Consider the following 20,446-nt stretch of genomic DNA (forward strand, 5'->3'; position numbering starts at 1 on the left):
AAGCCCGGTCCGGCGGGCGACACCGCACGGCGATGTCAGCCAAAGCCTACGGAGCATTCTTGAGCCGCGCATGGCGGGCCGCGGTGACGGATGCGCACGCCCTTCTCCTACCACTGCGGTCCCATCCCAACGGGAGGATCGACGATCCTTTCCCTTCCCTCACAGACAGGAGATTGTTCATGAACGCACCCGCCATCTCATCGCAACCCGGCCGCAAGGTCGCCATTCTGGTGACTGACGGCTTCGAGCAGATCGAGCTGACCAGCCCTCGCGATGCGTTGCAGCAGGCTGGAGCCCAGACGCTCATTGTTGCTCCGAAAAACAAGGCACTACAAGGCTTCAACCACGACGAGAAGGCGGACACCTTCGAGGTCGATGTCGTGCTGGGCGCAGCACGTGCGGAAGACTTCGACGTGTTGCTGCTGCCGGGCGGTGTGATCAATGCCGACGCACTGCGTACGGACGAACAGGCGCAGGCCTTTGCGCGCGCGTTCGACGAAGCGGGCAAGCCCATCGCCGTGATCTGCCACGGGGCCTGGCTGCTGATCGACGCGGGCCTGGTGCAGGGCCGCACGGTAACCAGCTGGCCGAGCCTGGCCACCGACTTGCGCAACGCAGGCGCAACCTGGGTAGACAAGGAGGTCTGCGTGGATGGCCGCTGGGTCAGCAGCCGCAAGCCGGACGACCTGCCCGCGTTCAACGCCAAGCTGCTGGAGTGCGTGCGCTGACCCTGCCAGATGCCTATTTGAGGGCTTGCGCCACGGGACGACAGGTGGCGTAAGCACCGTCCCACGCAACGGCCCGTTTGGCGGCGAGACGATGCATTCATGGCGGCGCACCGCGCGGCCTTCATGCACTCAAGATACCATGCCCGCTTCCAACGCTGTTCGCAGCCATCGCGCACCCCGCTCTGCCGGTGCCGCAGCCAAATCCTCCTTACACCGCACTGCTCGCCGCGTTCCCGGCAAGGCCCGCATCCAGGCCGTGCTGCAAGATGTGTTCGGCCTGCGCGCATTGCGCGCAGGCCAGCGCGAGGTGATTGAACGTGTGCTGCGCGGCGAGAACACGCTGGCTGTGATGCCTACCGGCGCCGGCAAGTCCCTGTGCTACCAGTTGCCCGCGCTGCTGATCGAAGGACGCACCGTGGTGGTGTCGCCACTGATCGCGCTGATGCGCGACCAGTGCGAATCGCTGCGCGAATGTGGCGTGGCAGCGGTGCAGTTGCACAGCGCGCTGTCCAGCGCCGAAGCGCAGTCAGCCGAGCAGTCCATTGCCGATGGCAGCGCCCGCATCATCCTCACCACGCCCGAGCGGCTGTGCGATGGCGAGTTCATGGCGCTGCTGTGTGACAGCGGCCCGGTGGGCTTGCTGGTGGTGGACGAGGCCCATTGCATTTCGCAGTGGGGCCACGACTTTCGCCCGGCTTTTCTCGATATCGCCCAGGCCTTGCCCCGCCTGGGCAAGCCGCCAGTGCTGGCGTTGACCGCCACAGCGGCCGGCGCTGTAGCGCAAGATGTGCGGCGCCAGTTGGGCATACCGGCCGCCGGCCTGCTCGATACCGGCACCTACCGGCCCAACCTGCGCTTTCACGCAGAGCAACTGGCCACCGAAGCCGAGAAGCGCGATGCGCTGCTGCGCACGGTGCGCCAATCGACCGGCTCGGGAATCATCTACGCCGCGACCGTGAAAGCCGCTGAGGAGGCGCATGGCCTGCTGGCTGGCAAGGGGGAATCGGTGGGGCTGTACCACGGCCGCATGCCGTCAGCCGAGCGCAGCGAAGCCCAGGACCGCTTCATGCAGGGCGACACCCGGGTGATGGTGGCCACCAACGCCTTTGGCCTGGGCATCGACAAGCAGGACGTGCGCTTCGTGGTGCACTACCAGATGCCTGGCGGACTGGACGCCTACTACCAGGAGGCGGGGCGTGCGGGCCGGGACGGCCAGCCTGCCGACTGCACGCTGCTGTTTCTGCGCAAGGACAAGGCCGTCCAGCAGTTTTTTCTGGCCGGCCGCTATCCCACGCTCGAAGACCTGTCAGCGCTGTACGAAGCACTGCAAGACCCACCACCCGGGAACGATGTTGCGTGGACTCTTGATTCGCTGCAGCGAACGCTGGATCGGCCCCGCGCCAAGCTGCAAGTGGCGCTGGGCCTGCTGCGGCGCCGCCGGGTTGCAGTGCAAAACGCCGACGGCCAGGTCAAGCTGCAGCGCAACGGCCTCAGTGAATCTGCATTGGCTGCGTTGGTGGAAGACTATGTGCAAAAGCGCACGCAGGACCAGGACGGCCTGGAACACATGGTGTTCTATGCGCAGACGGGACGTTGCCGCTGGCAGGTGCTACTGGGCACGATGAACCAGATTGATGACGCCCCGGCCTGCGGCGTGTGCGACAACTGCGTGCGCATGGCGCTGGTGCGCGAGACGGAACATGCCCGGGTAGATCTTGCGACCCAGCGGTCGACTCAGATTCCGACCGACTCACCGCTCACACGCGTTGCGACGGCGGCGGTGCCCTCACCTGCCAGAGCCACGGCCATTCTTGGCGACGTGGCACCTGTCCCGTTCGAGATCGGTGCACTGGTGCGCGTCAAGCGTTACGGAGCAGGCACGGTGGTGTCGATCGAAGCGCAATCGGTCACCGTGGCCTTCGCGGACGGAAGCCGGCGATGCTTTCAGCCGGACTTTGTGCGCCGTGCCCGCAAGCCCAAGGCGGTTACGACGGCCGCTGCGAACGACGCGGCAGTGGAGCCAAGCGCGGCCCACCCGGCACTGCAAAGCGCGTAGCCTCGGCACTCCTGGCGGCATCGCCACCCTTGGCGCAACACTCGATTGCCAGGGGATCGCGAGCGATTGCAAGACCTAATCCCACTCTAGAGTCATATCTAGCCGCATGCCCCATACTGGGCTGCCCGCATGGTGCGGGCTGCGTCAAGCTTGCTGACCCATATTGAAGGTCGCGCACACGCTGTGGAAACCGCCAGCCAGATAGGCACTGGCGCATCCACACCCCACACCGGCCCGTGAACTGCCATTGCTCCTCTGCACTGGCTCGCACGCACTCGCTTTCTGAGCGCTTGCAGACTTCACTCTCGCCCCCCTGTTTTTTCCCAGCGCTTTTCCCTGAGGAATGGGCGGCACGTGCGCCTACACGGCAGCATGGCTGCGAGCGCAGGCTCACTACATCCCTCCCACGGGTTCAACGCACAGCGACCGCGGCATTGGGCCGCCCAACACTTTCAAAGTCCCCACGTGTTCCCTCCGTCATCGTCAGCACTACACCGTCTGGGTGAAAGAATTCACCGCCGAATGGGAGTGGCCTTTGTGCGGCTAGCGCAAATCGGCAGCGCCTATGGCGCGAGGATTGCCGGTGGCTTTGGTGCAGACCAGACGCAACACCCGGCGGCCTGCGCACGAGCGAACTTGAATGGGGTTGCATGAAGTGACGGCTATCAACATGCAACGCACGAAGCAGCATGCCGCCATGCGGCAGCATGCATCTGCGCCAAACCCACACGACCAGCCCTTCCTCAGCTTCTGGCTGGGAGGATTCGAAGGTGCCGACCATATCAATGGCTTGGGCATCCCTCTCAATCCGAACGAGCGCAACGGCCACGCTGACCGGCTGCACGAAGACTACAGCGCATTGCAGCCGTTCGGTATTCGGACCGTGCGCGAAAGCGTGGGCTGGCGACTTCTGGATCAGTCCGGCGCTGCAGGGTTGCGCGCGCTGGGCAATCAGGCAAGGATTGCGGCATCCCACGGCGTACAGGTCATCTGGACCCTGATGCACTATGGCTGGCCGGATCGCCTGGATCCGTTTGAGCGGCCTGAAGAGTTCATCGATACATTTGCGGCACATTGCCGCACCGTTGCCCGAGTGCTGCACGAGGTGGCAGGGCCGGCAGCGGTCTACCAGCCAGTCAATGAAATTTCGTTTCTGGCCTGGGCTGTCACGCACACGGGCCTCATCTGGCCCTACACACCCGCAGACCCAGAGCGCAGCTCTGTGCTCAAGCGGCTGTTGGTGCTTGCAGCCCTGCGTGGCACCGACGCGGTCTGGGAGATCGCGCCCCATGCGCGAATTTTGCACACCGATCCTGTCGTGCATGTGGAAGCACCGCTGGGCGCCGGGCCTGCCCTGTGTGCGGCTGCCGCGCTAGAGCATGCAGGCCAGTTCGAAGCCTGGGACATGCTGTGCGGGCTGGCGGCCCCTGAGTTGGGCGGGGCCCCGCGATACCTTGACCTGGTGGGGCTGAATTACTACCACAACAACCAGTGGGAGCACGGCAGCTACGCACGCCTGCATTGGCATCTCAACGACACGCGCCGGCGCCGGCCGTCGGACTTGATCGCGCAGATGTGGAACCGCTATCAGCGGCCGCTGTGCCTGTCCGAAACGGGGCATGTCGGCATAGGCCGTGGCGACTGGTTCGACCACGTCGCAGCGGAGTCGGCCGCCTGCAAAGCGCGCGGCATTCCACTGGTCGGCGTGTGCCTGTACCCGCTGATCGATCGGCCTGACTGGCAGGACTCGCACCACTGGCACCACAGCGGCTTGTGGGACGTGCCGAACGCGGACGTCGGCGACTACCAGCGCCACCTTTGCACGCCCTATGCAGAACGGCTGAAGCACTGGCAGCAGCGACTCGAACAACGGCCCTGTGCCGACCTCCCTTTTTCACCTTTGCAACCGGAGTCCCCCATGAACACCATCATCGCGTTTTCCCATCTCCGTTGGGACTTCGTCTATCAGCGCCCGCAGCAATTGCTGTCCCGCCTGGCTGCACAGCACCCGGTGCTTTTCGTTGAAGAGCCCATGCCAGGCGCAGACCGCCCCTGGCTGGAACACTACAGCCCTTGCGCTGGAGTCACAGTGGTGCGCATGCACGTGCAGGGCACGGCGCAAGGCTTCGACGCGCAGCACATGGACACGATGCGCACGCTGCTTGCGGATCATCTGCAGGAACGCGGTATCGACGACTATCTGCTGTGGTTCTACACGCCCATGGCGATTCCTCTTGCGAAGGATCTGATGCCGCGCGGGTCGATCTACGACTGCATGGACGAACTCGCCGCCTTCGACTTTGCACCCAAGGAACTGCTGGCCCGTGAAGAGGAACTGTTCAAGTCGGTCGACCTGGTCTTTGCGGGTGGCAGGAGCCTCTACGAGTCCAAGCGCGGCAGGCATGCAGAAGTGCACTGCTTTCCCAGCAGCGTCGACCACGCGCACTTCGGGCAGACCGGCGTGGCTGACCACCCCGATCAAGCGGGCCTGGCGCAACCCCGGCTGGGTTACTACGGTGTGATCGACGAGCGGCTCGACATCGCGCTGATCGCAGCGGCGGCCGACGCGCATCCGGAGTGGCAGTGGGTAATGGTGGGGCCGGTCGTCAAGATCGACGCCGCCAAGCTTCCGCAACGGCCCAACCTGCACTGGATGGGTCAACGGCGGTACGACGAGCTGCCTGCATTCCTGGCGGGCTGGAACGTGTGTTTGATGCCCTTTGCACTCAACGCTTCCACCCGTTTCATCAGCCCCACCAAGACTCTGGAATACCTGGCTGCCGGCAAGCCGGTGGTGAGCACCGACATCCATGACGTGCGCCAGCACTATGCGGGCGTGGTGCCCATCGCCGAATCGCACGGCGACTTCATCGCAGCGTGTGAAAAGATTCTGGGCTGGAATGCAGAAGAGCGATCGGTGTTCGAAGCCAAGGCCACCGACAAGGTGGCAGCCACTTCGTGGGACCTCACCGCAACGGCCATGCAGCTGTTGCTGGAGCGGTTCGACACCAGCGACGAACTGGAGCCTTTGCACACGATGCAAGCCAATACGGCAGATACGGCTGAGGCAGCCGCCTCCGCTACGTGATTCACGCCCATTCCGTTTTCGCTCAGGAGGGCACCATGTCTCGTATTGCAATCGTCGGCGCCGGCTTTTCAGGCGCTGTCCTGGCCCAGGAGCTGGGCAAGGCCGGCCACGCCGTGGAAGTGTTCGACAGCCGCCCGCATGTGGGAGGCAACTGCCACACCGCGCGCGACGACAAAAGCGGCGTGATGGTTCATACCTACGGCCCGCATATCTTTCACACCAGCAACCTGAAGGTGTGGGATTACATTCGCCAGTTCGGTGAATTTGTTCCCTTCGTCAACCGCGTCAAGGCCATCACGGCTGGCCGGGTCTTCTCACTGCCGCTGAATCTGCTGACCATCAACCAGTTCTTCGGCAAGACCTTTTCGCCGGAGGAGGCCGCAGCCTTCTTTACCCAGATTGGCGAGCATGGTGATGCCGAACCGCAGAACTTCGAAGAGCAGGCGCTGCACTTGATGGGCCGCGATCTCTACGAAGCTTTTTTTGCCGGCTACACCACCAAGCAATGGGGCATGTCACCGGCTGCGCTGCCAGCCAGCATCCTCAAGCGTCTGCCGGTGCGCTTCAACTACGACGACAACTATTACGCGAGCCTGTACCAGGGCATTCCCCGCGACGGCTACACGGCCATCGTCGACAACCTGCTCGATCTGCCCAACGTCTCCGTGCATCTGGGCACGGCGTTCGACCGATCGCTCGCTTCAGATTACGACCACGTCTTCTGCAGTGGTCCGATCGACGCGTGGTTCGGCTACGACGCGGGTCGCCTGGGCTATCGCACGCTCGATTTCGTGCGCGAGGATCACCACGGCGACTACCAAGGAAACGCTGTCATCAACTACTGCGACGTGTCGGTGCCCTGGACCCGAATCTCTGAGCACAAGCATTTCGCACCTTGGGAGCAGCACGCAGATACCGTGATCTTCAAAGAGTACAGCCGCCTGTGTGATGAGGAAGACACTCCCTACTACCCCATCCGGCTGGTCAACGAGAAGACGCTGCTGGCTCAGTACGTGGAACGCGCACGCCAGGAGCGTGGCGTCACCTTTGTCGGCAGGCTGGGCACCTACCGCTACATCGACATGCACGTGACGATTGCCGAGGCACTGGATGCGGCACAGCAGCTTCAGGAAAACCTTGCCTTGGGCACCGCGATGGAGAGCTTTGTCGTGGATCCGCTTTAGCAAACGGCACCGGGCCAGCGCATATTTACCCCGGCAGTAGTCCGTGGGCGGCGTTTGGATAAGCCAGCTGCCGAAGCCTCCGAAGGTCCTCGGGACTGTCCAGGTCGGCAATATGCGCCTGGTCTTGGCAAGGCAGGTGCCAGATGTGCGCGGGGTGAGAACGCATCCAGTCCCGCACCCCGGCCTCGGGCTGCTGCAACCGGATGGCGCTCACCGCTGCATACGACAGCACCACGGGGTGACCGTGGGTGCCATCAACAGTGGGCACCAGCGCCTGCACGCTTGCAGCCCGGCCTTGCCATGCGCTCATCACCAGCCGCAAATGTTCAGCCCGTAGAAGCGGCAAGTCCCCCAGAACCAAAATCAGGTCATGGCCCGGATGGTGGGATGCGTGGGCCTCCAGCGCCAGGCGCTGCGAATCCACCAATTCAGGCTCCGCCAAGCTGTGGATGACAGGCATGGCGCCACAACGCTCGACCAGCGGCAGCAGCAGGTCGCGGTAAGGCCCCAGCACCACGCTGACGTGCTCGACACCTGCGCCCCTGAATGCGGTCACGAGGTGCTCTAGCACGGTCAACTCCCCCAATCGCAGCGCCGATTTGGCGCAGCCGCCCATGCGACGACCCTGGCCGGCGGCCAGCACCACGGCGCATGGCACGCAGGCTTCAGAAGATGGGAAGACTTGCAACACGGGCTACATCATCGCCACAGGCTCACAGCGCGCAAGGGGCGGCTGTATGAGCGGCATCGGCACTGCTGCCTGCAACTCGATTGCTACCCTCTTGCAAACTCTTTGCCGCAGCCACCTGCGCTTGCCGGGGAATAAGCACCCCGTTCTTGGCCGCCACTACCTCCGCCATGATCGACAAGGCAATCTCGGCCGGGGTCTTGCTTCCAACGTAAAGGCCCGCAGGGCAGTGCAATGACTGCAGATCTTGCGGCGACAGGCCGAAGTGCACCTGCAACCGCTCCGCCCGCATGGCGGCGTTGCGACGGGAGCCAATGGCCCCCACGTAGAACGCCTTCGACTGCAGCGCATCGATCAGTGCCATGTCATCCAGCTTGGGGTCGTGGGTCAATGCAACGACCGCGGTTCGTGCGTCGGGCTGCAGGCGCAAGATCAGATCGTCTGGCATTTCCTGGCTGACCGTGACGCCCGGCACTGACCAGGTGGCTCGATGCTCGGCCCGGGGGTCACACACAATGGCCTCGAAACCCAGCCCCAGCGCGATCTGGCACAGAAAGCCCGACAGGTCGCCCGCGCCAATCACGATGATTCGGGCACGCGGACCTAGCGTGGTGTGCAGGCAGGACTCGTCCAGACGGGGCAAGCCGTCCTGCGACGCCGGCCGCAAATCTACCTGCCCCGTTTGCAGGTTCAGCGACCGTTCAGTGTTCTCGCGGCGCAGGCACGCTTGCAGCAACTCGTCCAGCCGACTGCGTGCGGAGAGCGCCTCCACCACCAGCTCCATCGTGCCGCCGCAGGGCAATCCGAATCGATGCGCCTGGTCGGCGGAGATGCCGTAGCGCAGCACGGTGGGCAGCCCCTGCGCACACAGTTTTTCGATGCCGCCAGCGCGGATGTGATCGACCAGATCATCCTCGATGCAGCCGCCCGATACCGAGCCCACCGTCTCGCCCTGCACATTGATAGCCATCATCGAGCCCGGCGGCCGGGGGGCCGAGCCCCAGGTGCGCACAACCGTGACGAGCGCCGCAGGAGTGCCGGCCGCTATCCACTCGCTGGCACGGCGCAACACCCTGCTGTCCAGGTCATCCATGGCGCCTCCCACCGGGCAGAACTTCTGACTCCCAAGCCGCAGGATTACGCAGCACGGGGCAAACCCTTCAACAGCTTTTCCAGCGTCACGGGGTAGTCGCGCACACGCACACCGGTGGCGTTGTAGATGGCGTTTGCAATGGCGGCACTCACACCACAGATGCCGAGCTCACCGACGCCCTTGGCTTTCATCGGAGACGCCACCGGATCAACGCCGTCTAGAAAGATCACGTCCTGGTGGGGGATGTCGGCATGTACCGGCACCTCATAGCCTGCCAGATCGTGGTTGACGAAAAAACCGTGCCGCGTGTCTACCGCCAGTTCTTCCATCAGCGCGCCACCCACGCCCATCGTCATGGCGCCAATCACCTGGCTGCGTGCCGACTTGGGGTTCAGGATGCGACCGGCCGAGCAAACTGCGAGCATGCGGCGTACACGCACCTCTGCCGTGAACGCATCGACACCGACCTCCACGAAGTGCGCACCGAAAGTTGACTGCTGCGATGTCTTTTCCAACTCGCCGAACTCGATGGAGTCCTCAGCCACCAGGTCACCGCCACTGGCAGCCTCGGACAGCGCAACACTGCGACCTGCCGCCGTGACCTTGCCATCCGCAAAACTCGCCTGCGCTGGATCGAAGCCAAGCTTGCGTGCAATGTCTTCGCGCAACTTCACACACGCCGCATAAACCCCCGAGGTGGAACTGGCTGCTCCCCACTGGCCACCCGACCCCGCGGACACCGGAAAGGTGGAATCGCCCAGGCGCACGAAAACGCTGCCTAGTGGGACGCCCATCATCTCTGCAGCTGTCTGGGCAATGATGGTGTAGCTGCCTGTGCCGATATCGGTCATGTCGGTTTCGACCGTGATGAACCCGTGGCCGTTCAAGCGCACGCGCGCCGCCGACTTCATTACCGGCGCACCGCGATACGCCGCAGCCACCCCCATGCCCACGAGCCAACGGCCGTCGCGGTTCTGGGCGGGGCGCACGTTGCGCTGACTCCAGCCGAAGCGGTCGGCGCCCACTCGCAGACACTGGATGAGTTCGCGTTGCGAAAAAGGCTTCTTGAAGGACTGGCCATCCCCCTCGGCCTTTTCGCCGGTGTCGGGCACGACCTGCGTGTCGTTGCGAATGCGCAGTTCCACGGGGTCCAGCGCCAGTTGCTCTGCGAGTTCGTCCATGGCGATCTCCAGCGCCATGTGCCCGGTGGCCTCCCCGGGCGCGCGCATGGCGTTCGCCTCTGGCAGGTCGAGCACGGCCAGGCGGGTGGCCGTCATCCGGTGCGCGCCGGCGTAGAGCTTGCGGGTCTGGTCCACCGCTGCATCGGCCTGCCCTTTCGGCTGGTCGCCCGACCAGCATTCATGGCCGATGGCTGTGATCTTTCCATCCGCATTCGCACCCAGCCGCACGCGCTGGATCGTTGCAGGCCTGTGCGTCGCGTTGTTGATCATCAACGGGCGTTGAAACGCGACCTTGACCGGGCGTCCCGAGGCACGCGCGCCCAGCGCGGCCAGCAGGGCGTCCGCCCGCAGAAACAGCTTGCCACCGAAGCCCCCGCCAATGAACGGGGATACCAGCCGCACCTTGTCCTTGGGAATGCCCAGCGTCTTGGCCAACTCGCCCTTGCCCCAATCGATCATCTGGTTGGACGTCCAGACGGTCAGCTCGTCGCCCTTCCAGCTGGCGATGGTGGCGTGCGGCTCCATCATGGCGTGCGACTGGTCGGGCGTCGTGTACATGGCATCTATCCGCACCGGCGCGGCGGCAAAAGCGCTGTGGAAGTCGCCCACCTGGGTGTCAGGCGCAGAGCCGTTGATCTCCTTGGGTTTGACGGCCGTGTCTTTGGCCTTGGCCAGATCGTAGTTGCCAGCAGAGCGTTCATAGTCCACCCGCAGCAGCTGAGCAGCGGCGCGTGCCTGCTCGAAGGTTTCAGCCACCACCAGCGCCACAGCCTGGTGGTAATGGGCAATCTCCGGCCCGCCCAGCAACGCGGCCGTGTTCATCTTTCCCTGGCCCAGCTTGCCGGCTGTTTGGGCGGTGACGATGGTGAGCACGCCAGGCGCCTTGCGCGCGACGGACGAGTCCATGCTGCGGATCCGCCCCTTGGCAATCGCGGAGCCCACCACATATCCGTATGCCTGGTGAGGCACGGCTTCATGGCGTTCATAGGCGTAAGGCGCAGTTCCTGTGGTCTTCAGCAAGCCGTCGATGCGATCTACCGGCTTGCCGACGATCTTGAGCTGATCGATCGGGTTGCTCGTAGCGGGGGTATCGAATTTCATGAATCAGCTCCGTGCCTGGTGCAGGACCGCGGCCAGCGTGCGCTCGGCCAGCGGCAGCTTGAACGCGTTTTCGTGGGTAGGTCGCGCACCGGCCAGAACCCGATCCATCACGGCCTTGGCGCCATGCCGCATTTCGGCCTCCGCCGCCTCAACCCGCCATGGCTTGTGAGCCATGCCGCCCAATGCGACACGGCCGCTGCCATCCCGTTGGACGATGGCAGCCACCGAGACCAGCGCGAAGGCATACGACGCCCGGTCACGTACCTTGTGGTAGATCTGCATGCCGACCACAGGCGCGGGAAGTGTCACTGCAGTGATGAGTTCGCCCGGTTGCAGCTGCGTTTCGACGTGGGGCGTTTTATCTGGCAGTCGATGGAAGTCGGCGATAGGGATGACGCGTTTGGCTCCATCTGCACGCACGGTCTCCACAGTGGCGTCGAGCACTCGCAGCGCGACCGCCATGTCGCTCGGATGCGTGGCAATGCATGCGTCGCTGCTGCCGATCACCGCCAGTTGGCGGCTGAAGCCCTCGATGGCAGAGCAGCCGCTGTTTGGCACGCGCTTGTTGCATGGCATGTTGGTGTCGTAGAAGTACGGGCAACGGGTGCGTTGCAGCAGGTTGCCCGCTGTGGTCGCCATGTTGCGCAACTGCCCGGACGCGCCGGCCACCAGCGCACGGGTCAAAACACCGTAATCCTTACGCACACGGGGATGGGCTGCCAGATCGCTGTTGCGTACTAGCGCGCCGATACGCAGGCCGCCCTGCGGGGTGGGCTCTACGGCGTCCAGGCCGATGCCGTTGACGTCCACCAGATGCGCGGGCGTCTCGATCTGAAGCTTCATCAGGTCCAACAGGTTGGTGCCGCCCGCAACAAACTTTGCGCCGGGCCGTGCCGCGACTGCGGCGGCCGCCTGAGCGGGCGATGTCACGCGTTCGTAAGTGAAGGGTTTCATGCCTTGGCCTCCGCCACTTCGGTGATCGCATCCACGATGTTGGAATAGGCGCCACAGCGGCACAGATTGCCGCTCATGCGTTCTCGCAACTCTTCCTTCGACAAGAGGGGCTGGGACACGATGTCCACGCTGGCATGGCTGGGCGCTCCGCGCCGGATTTCGTCGATCACGCCCACAGCCGAACAGATCTGCCCGGGGGTGCAGTAGCCACATTGGTAGCCGTCGTGTTTAACAAACGCCGTCTGCAAAGCGTGCGGTGACTCGGGCGTGCCCAAGCCTTCGATCGTGGTGACACTGGCACCTTCGTGCATGACAGCCAGACTCAGGCAGGACACCACTCTGCGGCCATTCACCAGAACCGTGCAAGCGCCGCACTGGCCGTGATCGCAGCCCTTCTTGGTGCCGGTCAGTTTCAGGTTTTCGCGCAGGACATCGAGCAATGTGGTACGCGTGTCAACGGTGAGTTGGCGAGCATCGCCATTCACGCTCAAGCTGACGGAGGCGTGGACTGGTGCATGCGCGGAAGCAGCCACATCAGCAGGGGAAGGCTGCGCAGTGGCAGAGGTTGGTACCGCCGAGGCTGCGGCCGACGACGCGCTGGCGATCAACAGATCGCGCCTCGAAAGAGAAAGCTGGGCGTTGTAGTCCATGGATGTTCCATTGGGTTTTATCTCGAATCATGGGGCTGCATGCGCCAGACAGCGCACCAGTGCCACAGATTCGTGGCTAGAGCCCGCCCTGCCTGTAGGCAGGCGCCTGAACCTTCCGTGGGCGGGAGCAGTGCAGGCGCAAAGGTGCCACCCTGCAAATGAATAGCCAGGCTAACTAAAATCCCATTTTTCGCTACCATTGCTCGCACTACAGCCCTCGCACACTGCGGGCCATAACGACCAAGAGACCTATGGATGCGTCAACCCACGGCGTCGGAGAAGGCCGACCGGAAAAAGGACATGTGCGCCCTGAGCCATGCACTGCTGGACCTCACGCATCTGTCGCAAGGGCGTCATCCGCACACCTTGCTGGCAGAGGCCATGCAAGTGCTGCGACGACTGGTTCCCTTTGACTCCGCCTGGTGGGGCGAAGTGTCGCAAGGCAGTGCTGACGCAGCGCCACGCAACTGGCTGCACGGCAGCATCGGGCTCAGTCGCGGGTTCGCCGAAGAGTGGAACCAACTCGCCGTCGCGGATGATTTCGCGCGCCTGTCGATGCAACGTCTCGGTACAGTCATCAGGGAGCGGGACGCGGCAGTGGACCGAGAGGAGTCGCAGGAGCTTGTTGCCTTCGGCCGGAGTCACAACCTGTACCACTGCATGGCCATCACCGTGGAGCTGCCGCGCAGCGGACTTCTCTTTTTCGTATCGATGTACCGCTCGCCCACAGGGGTGCCGTTTGGCGATGCGGAGACCACCTTGCTGGCTGAATTCACCCGGCATCTGCTGTGCCACTGGAGCCACACGCTGGAGCAGTGGGCACCCGGATCACCTGAGCATCCCTGGGAAAGCTATGCACTGGCCGAGCCCGACGGCCGCCTGCTTTTTGCGGGGCTGCGCATGGGCCTGGCACTGTCAGCGGCCTACCCCTGCTGGCCAGGGGCCGCGCTGCCGCAAGCGTTGGTGCAGTGCGCTCAGGCGTTGCCCTGCACCCTGGTGCCTGTGGGCAGGGCGCACCGGTTCCGGCTGGAGGCGTGCGGCTCGTTGTTGGCTGTCAGCCTGCCTTCACGCAGCGCCAAATCGCCCCTCGCGCCGCGGGAGATGAGCGCCGCCATGCTTTATGCCAGCGGGCACTCGCACAAGGAAATCGCGGCCACCCTGGGGCTGAGTCCGGCGACCGTGCGCACCTACCTGCGCAGCGCCTATTCGGCTCTGGGCGTAAGCAACAAGATAGAACTCATGGCCGCCCTGCGCAAGGCCTGAGTGCTGCGGCCCCCCGCAGCGCCACGCCAAGCCACGCCAAGCCACGCCTGGGACTTTCCCTTCCCCTCTGCATTTGCAGGGGATGCATGTGCCTGGCCCAGCCATATGGTCATGTCCGCAGCCAATCAGCGCCCGCGTAGCGGCTATGAGCAACTGGGTACGCATACCTCCACCACTGTCTAAAAAGAGGCTTCACGCATGTTCCACAATCCTCTGGCGACCCCCGCCACCCTCAGGTCGCTGCCGCGCGCCACCACAGCATCAGGCATGCTGCTGGCCCTGTTGCTTTCAGCCTGCGGCGGCGGTGGCGGTGGCGGCAGCGACTCGGTCGCCGTACAGCCGCTGTCGCAGTTCTGCGCAGACTTCAAGGCGACTGCGCTGCCCCACGGCGCGGTCATGGCCAGCACCGAAATGCGCTCGGCGCAAGGCGCCCTTCCCGATGTCTGCATTGTGCGCGGCAGTATCGTGTCGTCGCCTGGCTCCACCATCCACTGGGCCGTGGAACTGCCGGCCCGGAGCGTGTGGAACGACAAGACGCTGACCGTAGGCGGCGGCGCGCTGGACGGCTTTATTCCCACGGACGACCCGTTCTACCAAAACCTGGTGGGGCCATCGGCCGGGCCCTATGTCCGGATCAGTTCGGATTCGGGCCACCAGAGCCGGGGTTTCGAGTGGACCAGGGACGATGTGACGCTGCGCGACCATGCGTTCGACGCCAACCATTTCGCGCTAGAAGTGGGCACTGCCATTGCCACCGGTTTCTACGGCAAAGGGCCGGTGCAGCGCTATCACCTCGGCCACTCCAACGGCGGACGGTCCGGTTTGATCTCCACGCAGAAGTACCCCCAGGACTACGACGGAGTCATTGCCATGGAACCGGCCATCGCGCAGCAGGCACACCAGGTGAACCTGGGTCCTACCGTGATCCGGCACATATTTGAGCAGCGAGAAAACTGACTCAGCCCCGCGAAGATCGCGCTGTACGCCAAGGCTGGAAACAAGCGCCTGCGATGCGCTTGACGGACTCAAGGACGGCATCATCGGCAATGTTGAGGCCTGCAACTACGTCCCCACGGATCTGCTGTGCACGGGCGCTGAAACCGACTCTTGCCTGACGGCCGGCAGATCGAATCCATCCGCCTGATCTACGCCTCGCACAACACCCAGGTTCCCCTGTCGCGTGGTGCCATCGGCTACCCGCGCTACGGGCGTGGCGGCTCCGCTACCACCGACTGGAGTGCGTACATGTTCGGCACCAGCTTCGAGGCACTCGACTCCTTTAACTACATGGCCGTCAACGAGGCAGCCAAAGTCGTCGAAGGACGGACCGACATTGACTGCTGAGCCACGACCCCACTCAGTTCAAGGCGCAATACCTGCGACTGGCAGAAATGATCGATGGCACAGACCCCGACATCTCGGCCTTTGCCAACAAGGGAGGAAAGTTGCTGATCTGGTACGGCCTGTCGGACACCTGCGTGTCGCTGTCCCGCACGGCGGCCTACTTCGACAGCGTCAAGCAAGCCTTGGGGACCAGCAAGGTTCAGAGCTTCGCCCGCATGTTGACGTCACCTTCGGCGGGACACAACCTGGATGGCCCAGGCCCACGTCCAGTGGATTTGCTGGCCGCGCTGGACAACTGGGTCAGCAACGGCGCCGCGCCCGACACACTCATAGCCACGACCGCGCCTGCCGCCGACAGCACGGTTGCACCACAGCAGCGACCCGTGTGCGAATACCCCAAGTTCCCAAGATATAACGGATCCGGTGATCCGAACAAGGCTGAAAACTTTGTTTGCTCTGCGACCTGAAGACCGCATTGAGAAACGCGTTTACTAAGACACAGACCCCCTGAACGGCATGTGCCGCTCAGGGGGTCTGGCAGGGAATCAATTCCTAGTGCTTATCTGCGGCGATAAGGCGCTGTGGCGGCAGCACCTCGGTTGGCCTGGAACTTTTTCCAGAGAAATCCGGCAACCGCCATCAAGATCATTTTGCGCATGAGAGTCCTCGTTGAAGTGATGCCAGATGGTGATGCTTGACTATGCCAACACATGTAGGAAACCCGTGCCACGCGATGTCGGCAAGCATGGCTGCAACACGTCAGGGCCGGCATATCAACGCATCGGCCATCCAATCGCACAGTGGACTGTGCGGGTCTTCAAAGCCGTGGATGGCATTGAAGTGATGTGCGTTCGGCTGTGCCAGCAACTCGGCGTGATTGCCCGCAGCGATCCAAGCATCGCGCCAGGCCAGCGACTGGCGCGCAAATTCGGGTTGCTCCAAGCCGCCCCAGGTCAGCAGGACCGGCGTGGGGCTGGGCCGCACATGCAGCACCGGCGAATTGCGCCGCACCAGTTCTTCCGTCAGCTGGATCTTCGGTTGCAGATAGCTGAAGCGCAGCGGTGCCAGGTCGAACAGGCCGCTGGCCATCACCGCGCCGCAGAACGGGTCCTGCGGCAGGCCGTAGTCGCGCGCCCATTCTGTCTGCAGGCACATGGCCGCGAGGTGCCCGCCGGCGGAGCTGCCGCCCACCGCCACCCGGCGTGAATCGCCGCCATGCGCGCCGATGTTGCGCAGCACCCAGGCGCAGGCGGCCCGCATCTGGCGCACGATCTCGTCGAGGGTGACGGCCGGGCAGAGCGCGTAGTCGGGCACCACCACCGTGATGCCGCGGCGCTGCAGGCCCAGCGCAACGCAGCTGAAATCGTTCGCCGACAAGGCCCGCCAGTAGCCGCCGTGGATGAAGACGAAGACCGGCGCGCCGGGCGCGTCGGCCGGAAAGATGTCGAGCGTTTCCGCGCGCGTCGGGCCGTAGGGCACGCGCAGTTCGCAGCGCAGCGTCGCACGCGCATGGGCGCTGCGCTCGGCGTAGTGGCGCATCTCGGCGGCGCGGTCGGCCACCGGGATGGCGGTGTCGTACTGCGCGTCAATCTGCTCCTGCGTCTCGAAATCGCGGTAGAGCCGGGACATAACGGCGCCGCTCAGTCGGGGACGACGGCGGTCACTTCGATCTCGACCTTGGCGCGGTCCTCGATCAGGCCAGACACCTCGACCGCCGTCATCGCCGCATTGAAGCTGCCGATGATCTCGCGGAAGGCCTTGCCGATCTCGGGGTACGCGGCCACGTAGGCCTTGCGGTCGGTCACGTACCAGGTCATGCGCACGATGTGCTCGGTCTTGGCGCCGCCCTCGGCCAGCACCGCGGCGACATTCTCCAGCGCCTGGCGGGCCTGGCCGGCCAGGTCGTCGGTGTGGAACACGCCCTCGGCGTCCCAGCCGATCATGCCGGCGACGAACACCATGCGGCCGCGCGCGGTCACGCCGTTGGCGTAGCCGCGGGGACGGGGCCAACCAGGGGGAAGAAGGGTCTGCATACAGGGTCTCCAGAGGGGAATTTAGGCTTGCGGTAGGCGGCTCAGTGCTTCTCGCACGTCGTCGGGCAGCGCCCGGGCCTTATGGGTCTTGAGGTCGGTCGCCACCAGCACCTGGCGAGATCGCATCCGCTCTTCCTCGCCGGCACGGCAGTGCAGCGCCAGGGTGAGCGAGCTGTTGCCGACGCGCTCGACCGCCAGGCCCAGCGTCACGTCGTCGCCCATGCGGCTGACGGCGCGGAATTCGCACTCCAGCCGCACGATCGGCATGCCGATGCGCCGTGCGCCCAGCAGGCCGGCATAGGACACGCCCAGGCAGTCGTTGAACCAGTCCTCGACCAGGCCGTTGAGCATCACCAGGTACTGCGGAAAGAAGACGATGCCGGCCGGGTCGCAATGCGCGAAGCGGATGCGCAGCGGCCGCTCGAACACGACCGGATGGGTGGAAGGGGAAGAAGAGGGAGAAGGTGCAGTCATACGCCAATGTACTTTTGCCAGAGGCCCGGATCGGCCGCCAGCGCGGAGGAATCGCCCTGCCAGACCACCTGGCCGCGCTGCACGATGGTATGGCGGTCGGCCAGCTGCACCAGGCGCTGCACGTACTTGTCGATCACCAGGATGCTCTGGCCCTGCGCACGCAACTGCGCCAGGCAGCGCCAGATCTCTTCGCGGATGAGCGGCGCCAGGCCTTCGGTAGCCTCGTCCAGCACCAGCAGGTACGGGTTGGTCATCAGCGCCCGACCGATGGCCAGCATCTGCTGCTCGCCGCCCGAGAGCTGGTTGCCCATGTTGCGCGAGCGCTCGGCCAGCCGCGGAAACAGGTCGTAGACCCGCTCCAGCGTCCACGGGTCGGGCGACTGGTTGCGGTTGGCGCCGAAGGCGCGCAGGTTCTCCGACACCGACAGGTTGGGAAATATCTGCCGTCCTTCGGGCACCACCGCCAGGCCCATGCGGGCGATGCGGTCGGGCTCCAACCGCTCAATGCGCTCGCCGCGGAAGCGCACCGTGCCACTCCTGGCGCGCACCAGGCCCAGCAGCGAGCGCACCGTGGTCGTCTTGCCCATGCCGTTGCGGCCCAGCAGCGTCGCCACATCGCCCGCGTCGATCCGCAGGCCCACGCCGAAGAGCACCTGGCTGCTGCCATAGGCGGTCTGCAGGTCGTCGATCTCCAGCAGCACCGGGCGGTCGGGACGCGGCGCGGCGGCCGGTGCGGCGGCTGCACTGTCCATCGTTGCGTGCGTGTTCATGCGGCCACCTCCTCGTTCGCCTCGTCGCCCAGGTAGGCGCGCCGCACGTCGGCGTTGCCACGGATCTCGGCCGGCGTGCCGCAGGCAATCACCTTGCCGAAGACCAGCACCGAGATGCGGTCGGCCAGGCGGAACACCGCGTCCATGTCGTGCTCCACCAGCAGCACCGTGGTCTGCCCGCGCAGCGACAGCAGCAGCGCCACCATGCGCTCGGACTCGTCGGGGCCCATGCCGGCCATCGGCTCGTCGAGCAACAAGAGCTTCGGCGCGGTGGCCAGGGCCAGGCCCACCTCCAGCTGGCGCTGCTCGCCGTGTGCCAGCGACCCGGCCAGCGTGTGCATCTGCGGCCCCAGGCCGACCCGCTCGACCACCTGCTCGGCCTCGGCGTAGCGGGTGCGCTCGCTGCGCGCCGCCTGCCAGAAACGCAGGCTGCTGCCCTGCCGCGCCTGTACCGCCAGCGCCACGTTGTCGCGCACCGAGAGCCGCTTGAAGATGCTGGTGATCTGGTAGGACCGGGCCAGACCGCGCAGCACCCGCTGCGGCATCGGCAGCCGGGTGATGTCGTCGCCGTGGAAGACGATGCGGCCCGCGTCGGGCGACAGCGCGCCCGAGATCTGGTGAATCAGCGTCGTCTTGCCGGCGCCGTTGGGCCCGATCAGCGCATGCAACTCGCCGGGCAACACCCGGATGTCGGCATGGTCGGTGGCGGTGAGGCCGCCGAAGCGCTTGACCAGGCCGTCGATGTGCAGCAAAGGCGCGCCGGCGTCGGAGGCCACGGGCGACGCCGCGCCAGGGTGGATCGCAGCATTCATGCCGCCCTCCTCCTGCGCAGGAAGCCCGCCAGGCCCTGCGGCGCGACCAGCACCACCAGCAGCAGCACGGCCCCCAGGCCGAACTGCCAGTGGATCGTGTAGGCCGCCAGGATCTCTTCGAGCAGCAGGAACACCACCGCGCCGATGAAGCCGCCCCACAGGTGGCCCACGCCGCCCAGGATCACCATCACCAGCAGCAGGCCCGACTGGTTCCACTGCAGCAGCGACGGGCTCACGAAGCTCGACTGGTTGGCCAGCAGCGCGCCGGCAAGTCCCGCCAGCGCGCCGGCCAGCGTGAATGCGACGAGCTGGTAGCGGTAGACCGGAAAGCCGATCGCGCCCATGCGTGTCTCGTTCTCGCGAATCGCCTGCAGCACGTGGCCGAAGCGGGCGTTGAGCAGCCGCTGGATGGCCAGGAAGGCCGCCACGAACAGGGCCAGCACCACGTAGTAGAAGCGGGTGTCGCTGGCCAGATCGAAGCCGCCGCCGAAAGTGGAGCGGGCCGGCAGCGTCAGCCCGTCCTCCCCGCCCCAGGCCTTCACCGACACCATCAGGTAGTACAGCATCTGCGCGAAAGCCAGCGTGATCATGATGAAGTAGACGCCCCGGGTGCGCAGGCTGATCGCGCCCACCGCCAGGGCGAACAGCGCGCTCACCAGCACCGCGGCCGGCCAGGCGACCCAGGCCGACATCACGCCCTGCTGCATCAGGATGCCGACCGTGTACGCACCGGTGCCGATGAAGGCCGCATGGCCGAAGCTGACCATGCCGCCGAAGCCCAGGATCAGGTTGAGGCTGGTCGCGGCCAGCGCGAAGATAAGGATGCGGGTGGCCAGCCCCACGTAGAAGTCCTCGCCCAGCGCGGACGCCACCAGCGGCAGCGCCGCCAGTACCAGCAGCACCGGCACCGTCCAGCGCAGGTGCAGGGCATGGTCGAGCAGGCCGCGTGGCGCATCCTCCAGCGCGGTGGCAGGCGGCATGGCGGAAGCGCTGCCCACGGGCAACACGGAAGAAGCATTGGTCATGC

Annotated in this window: 19 protein-coding genes; 8 read left to right on the forward strand and 11 right to left on the reverse strand. The window is 65.0% G+C overall.

The features are described 5' to 3' along the window. The first annotated feature begins 179 nt into the window (after positions 1-179). The 4 genes from RQI28_RS06995 (at position 180) to glf (ending at position 7,056) form a co-directional block, all read left to right on the forward strand. Entirely contained in the window at positions 180-728 is a 549-nt protein-coding gene (locus RQI28_RS06995) for a type 1 glutamine amidotransferase domain-containing protein (RefSeq protein WP_311221888.1), read from the forward strand. Between the two features lie 139 nt (positions 729-867). Continuing rightward, the gene (locus RQI28_RS07000; protein WP_311221889.1) at positions 868-2,784 is read left to right on the forward strand and encodes a RecQ family ATP-dependent DNA helicase; all 1,917 of its coding nucleotides are present in this window, start codon (positions 868-870) and stop codon (positions 2,782-2,784) included. Between the two features lie 670 nt (positions 2,785-3,454). Next, positions 3,455-5,872, forward strand: coding sequence for a glycosyltransferase (locus RQI28_RS07005; protein WP_311221890.1), 2,418 nt, complete (start codon positions 3,455-3,457; stop codon positions 5,870-5,872). 35 nt (positions 5,873-5,907) lie between these two features. Next, positions 5,908-7,056, forward strand: a complete 1,149-nt coding sequence (gene glf, locus RQI28_RS07010; RefSeq protein WP_311221891.1) for a UDP-galactopyranose mutase — start codon at positions 5,908-5,910, stop codon at positions 7,054-7,056. Between the two features lie 25 nt (positions 7,057-7,081). On the opposite strand, the gene RQI28_RS07015 is transcribed toward glf, so the two are convergent. The 5 genes from RQI28_RS07015 to paoA are packed head-to-tail and all read right to left on the reverse strand — an operon-like array spanning position 7,082 to position 12,723. Continuing rightward, positions 7,082-7,747 carry an NTP transferase domain-containing protein gene (locus tag RQI28_RS07015; protein ID WP_311221892.1) on the reverse strand — a complete coding sequence of 222 codons (666 nt, stop codon included), beginning with the start codon at positions 7,745-7,747 and terminating at the stop codon, positions 7,082-7,084. A gap of 22 nt (positions 7,748-7,769) precedes the next feature. Further along, positions 7,770-8,837, reverse strand: coding sequence for an XdhC family protein (locus RQI28_RS07020; RefSeq protein ID WP_311221893.1), 1,068 nt, complete (start codon positions 8,835-8,837; stop codon positions 7,770-7,772). Positions 8,838-8,881: 44 nt separating this feature from the next. Further along, complete coding sequence (gene paoC, locus RQI28_RS07025; protein ID WP_311221894.1) at positions 8,882-11,119, reverse strand: aldehyde oxidoreductase molybdenum-binding subunit PaoC; 2,238 nt, start codon at positions 11,117-11,119, stop codon at positions 8,882-8,884. Between the two features lie 3 nt (positions 11,120-11,122). Continuing rightward, positions 11,123-12,073, reverse strand: coding sequence for a xanthine dehydrogenase family protein subunit M (locus tag RQI28_RS07030; protein ID WP_311221895.1), 951 nt, complete (start codon positions 12,071-12,073; stop codon positions 11,123-11,125). Further along, complete coding sequence (paoA, locus tag RQI28_RS07035) at positions 12,070-12,723, reverse strand: aldehyde dehydrogenase iron-sulfur subunit PaoA (RefSeq protein WP_311221896.1); 654 nt, start codon at positions 12,721-12,723, stop codon at positions 12,070-12,072. The genes RQI28_RS07030 and paoA overlap by 4 nt, the downstream gene beginning before the upstream one ends. A gap of 255 nt (positions 12,724-12,978) precedes the next feature. Between paoA and RQI28_RS07040 the strand changes: the two genes are divergently transcribed. From RQI28_RS07040 to RQI28_RS07060, 4 genes are all read left to right on the forward strand, one after another. Further along, positions 12,979-13,986, forward strand: a complete 1,008-nt coding sequence (locus RQI28_RS07040; protein ID WP_311221897.1) for a LuxR C-terminal-related transcriptional regulator — start codon at positions 12,979-12,981, stop codon at positions 13,984-13,986. A gap of 198 nt (positions 13,987-14,184) precedes the next feature. Beyond that, the gene (locus tag RQI28_RS07045; RefSeq protein ID WP_311221898.1) at positions 14,185-14,943 is read left to right on the forward strand and encodes a tannase/feruloyl esterase family alpha/beta hydrolase; all 759 of its coding nucleotides are present in this window, start codon (positions 14,185-14,187) and stop codon (positions 14,941-14,943) included. 150 nt (positions 14,944-15,093) lie between these two features. Next, positions 15,094-15,330 carry a hypothetical protein gene (locus tag RQI28_RS07055; protein WP_311221900.1) on the forward strand — a complete coding sequence of 79 codons (237 nt, stop codon included), beginning with the start codon at positions 15,094-15,096 and terminating at the stop codon, positions 15,328-15,330. Positions 15,331-15,377: 47 nt separating this feature from the next. Beyond that, on the forward strand, positions 15,378-15,797 hold the full coding sequence (locus RQI28_RS07060; protein WP_311221901.1) for a tannase/feruloyl esterase family alpha/beta hydrolase: 420 nt from the start codon (positions 15,378-15,380) through the stop codon (positions 15,795-15,797). 292 nt (positions 15,798-16,089) lie between these two features. Here RQI28_RS07060 and RQI28_RS07065 read toward each other — a convergent pair whose 3' ends face one another. Genes RQI28_RS07065 through RQI28_RS07090 form a run of 6 tightly spaced genes read right to left on the reverse strand, consistent with a single transcriptional unit; the run spans position 16,090 to position 20,444 of the window. Continuing rightward, positions 16,090-16,959: an alpha/beta hydrolase gene (locus RQI28_RS07065; protein ID WP_311221902.1), complete on the reverse strand. Its 870-nt coding sequence runs from the start codon at positions 16,957-16,959 to the stop codon at positions 16,090-16,092. Positions 16,960-16,970: 11 nt separating this feature from the next. Further along, the gene (locus RQI28_RS07070; protein ID WP_055833921.1) at positions 16,971-17,363 is read right to left on the reverse strand and encodes a RidA family protein; all 393 of its coding nucleotides are present in this window, start codon (positions 17,361-17,363) and stop codon (positions 16,971-16,973) included. 21 nt (positions 17,364-17,384) lie between these two features. After that, the gene (locus RQI28_RS07075; protein ID WP_311221903.1) at positions 17,385-17,837 is read right to left on the reverse strand and encodes a thioesterase family protein; all 453 of its coding nucleotides are present in this window, start codon (positions 17,835-17,837) and stop codon (positions 17,385-17,387) included. Beyond that, entirely contained in the window at positions 17,834-18,589 is a 756-nt protein-coding gene (locus RQI28_RS07080) for an ABC transporter ATP-binding protein (protein WP_404976877.1), read from the reverse strand. The genes RQI28_RS07075 and RQI28_RS07080 overlap by 4 nt, the downstream gene beginning before the upstream one ends. Positions 18,590-18,603: 14 nt before the next feature. After that, positions 18,604-19,419 carry an ABC transporter ATP-binding protein gene (locus tag RQI28_RS07085; protein ID WP_311221904.1) on the reverse strand — a complete coding sequence of 272 codons (816 nt, stop codon included), beginning with the start codon at positions 19,417-19,419 and terminating at the stop codon, positions 18,604-18,606. Beyond that, entirely contained in the window at positions 19,416-20,444 is a 1,029-nt protein-coding gene (locus RQI28_RS07090) for a branched-chain amino acid ABC transporter permease (protein ID WP_404976867.1), read from the reverse strand. The genes RQI28_RS07085 and RQI28_RS07090 overlap by 4 nt, the downstream gene beginning before the upstream one ends. Positions 20,445-20,446: the final 2 nt, after the last annotated feature.

It is taken from the genome of Acidovorax sp. WCS2018Noco2-16 (assembly GCF_031843945.1).
GTDB lineage: Bacteria > Pseudomonadota > Gammaproteobacteria > Burkholderiales > Burkholderiaceae_C > Paracidovorax.

Excerpts from the sequence above, each read along its gene's own strand:
- RQI28_RS06995 (WP_311221888.1), top strand. The coding sequence starts at position 180 with ATGAACGCACCCGCCATCTCATCGCAACCCGGCCGCAAGGTCGCCATT.
- RQI28_RS07000 (WP_311221889.1), top strand. The coding sequence starts at position 868 with ATGCCCGCTTCCAACGCTGTTCGCAGCCATCGCGCACCCCGCTCTGCC.
- RQI28_RS07005 (WP_311221890.1), top strand. The coding sequence starts at position 3,455 with ATGCAACGCACGAAGCAGCATGCCGCCATGCGGCAGCATGCATCTGCG.
- glf (WP_311221891.1), top strand. The coding sequence starts at position 5,908 with ATGTCTCGTATTGCAATCGTCGGCGCCGGCTTTTCAGGCGCTGTCCTG.
- RQI28_RS07020 (WP_311221893.1), bottom strand. The coding sequence starts at position 8,837 with ATGGATGACCTGGACAGCAGGGTGTTGCGCCGTGCCAGCGAGTGGATA.
- paoC (WP_311221894.1), bottom strand. The coding sequence starts at position 11,119 with ATGAAATTCGATACCCCCGCTACGAGCAACCCGATCGATCAGCTCAAG.
- RQI28_RS07030 (WP_311221895.1), bottom strand. The coding sequence starts at position 12,073 with ATGAAACCCTTCACTTACGAACGCGTGACATCGCCCGCTCAGGCGGCC.
- paoA (WP_311221896.1), bottom strand. The coding sequence starts at position 12,723 with ATGGACTACAACGCCCAGCTTTCTCTTTCGAGGCGCGATCTGTTGATC.
- RQI28_RS07040 (WP_311221897.1), top strand. The coding sequence starts at position 12,979 with ATGCGTCAACCCACGGCGTCGGAGAAGGCCGACCGGAAAAAGGACATG.
- RQI28_RS07045 (WP_311221898.1), top strand. The coding sequence starts at position 14,185 with ATGTTCCACAATCCTCTGGCGACCCCCGCCACCCTCAGGTCGCTGCCG.
- RQI28_RS07060 (WP_311221901.1), top strand. The coding sequence starts at position 15,378 with ATGATCGATGGCACAGACCCCGACATCTCGGCCTTTGCCAACAAGGGA.
- RQI28_RS07065 (WP_311221902.1), bottom strand. The coding sequence starts at position 16,959 with ATGTCCCGGCTCTACCGCGATTTCGAGACGCAGGAGCAGATTGACGCG.
- RQI28_RS07070 (WP_055833921.1), bottom strand. The coding sequence starts at position 17,363 with ATGCAGACCCTTCTTCCCCCTGGTTGGCCCCGTCCCCGCGGCTACGCC.
- RQI28_RS07075 (WP_311221903.1), bottom strand. The coding sequence starts at position 17,837 with ATGACTGCACCTTCTCCCTCTTCTTCCCCTTCCACCCATCCGGTCGTG.
- RQI28_RS07080 (WP_404976877.1), bottom strand. The coding sequence starts at position 18,589 with ATGGACAGTGCAGCCGCCGCACCGGCCGCCGCGCCGCGTCCCGACCGC.
- RQI28_RS07085 (WP_311221904.1), bottom strand. The coding sequence starts at position 19,419 with ATGAATGCTGCGATCCACCCTGGCGCGGCGTCGCCCGTGGCCTCCGAC.
- RQI28_RS07090 (WP_404976867.1), bottom strand. The coding sequence starts at position 20,444 with ATGACCAATGCTTCTTCCGTGTTGCCCGTGGGCAGCGCTTCCGCCATG.